The sequence below is a fragment of the Pseudoalteromonas sp. MER144-MNA-CIBAN-0113 genome (assembly GCF_040308965.1).
Lineage (GTDB): Bacteria > Pseudomonadota > Gammaproteobacteria > Enterobacterales > Alteromonadaceae > Pseudoalteromonas > Pseudoalteromonas tetraodonis.
Genome location: NZ_JBEOOG010000184.1, coordinates 1 through 883, shown reverse-complemented (window position 1 = coordinate 883; position 883 = coordinate 1). Strand labels below are relative to the sequence as shown.

Genomic DNA, 883 nt, shown 5'->3' with positions numbered 1-883 from the left:
TTCTTGTGTAAATCGACGTCTCATTATATCTGCCTCTATTAAAAGTTAGAGGCGACAACTATCCTGACACAGGGGGAGGGATGCATATCAAGATTACCTTGATGCAGGTGCATCAATAACTAGTATTCCAGTGGAATTCTATAAAGTCGAATGGATGGATTTTGCTTGGAACGTCATCAAACCGATGAATAAGCAATTTCGAGCGCTATATATCGACCCTACTCGCATTCATCCCACCTTTGGTAAAAATCAATATATTGCCAATATCTTGAAGACAGCTCTTAAGAGAGAGGAAGAAAACCGCCTATCTCTCAACTACCGTGAGACACTGCAATCCTTCAACGATACTGACGAGGTCGAAGCAGTTAACAAGGATTTAGATTCTAGCAACATCATCACAGAAAAGAAACTGACTATTGCCGCTAATACGATGCCAGCAGGCGCACTGCAGAATAGCTTACAGCTCGAGGTTGATGCTGTGCCATTCCATATGATTGGCAAGGGTGAACAAAGCAAAGTACAGATAAAATTGGCACTCCACAACAAATCAAAAGACATTGATCTTGTGATGATGGAAGAGCCAGAAAACCATTTGTCGCATATTGAACTGAGCAAACTCGTAGCAGATATTGAAAATCAGCGAGATTGTAAGCAGCTATTCATAACTACTCACAGCTCGTATGTATTGAATAAGTTGAGCATTGATAAAATCTGTTTACTGCATGACTCATATAAGCGCCTTAACTACTTAGACAAGGATGTAGTGAAAATGCTGAAGAGGCTACCCGGCTACGATACTCTTCGTGTCCCGCCGTGTCAGAGTAGTTGTCCTGTCTTCTTTTCACAATAGTTATAGTCAGACGGCGGGTGGTTAGCAGGTTCA

General features: G+C 41.7%; 1 protein-coding gene. It reads left to right on the top strand.

Features of this window, described 5'->3' with window-relative positions:
• Positions 1-154: 154 nt before the first annotated feature.
• Positions 155-850, top strand: a complete 696-nt coding sequence (locus tag AAEY57_RS19315; RefSeq protein WP_350608584.1) for an ATP-dependent nuclease — start codon at positions 155-157, stop codon at positions 848-850.
• The last annotated feature ends 33 nt before the right edge of the window (positions 851-883 follow it).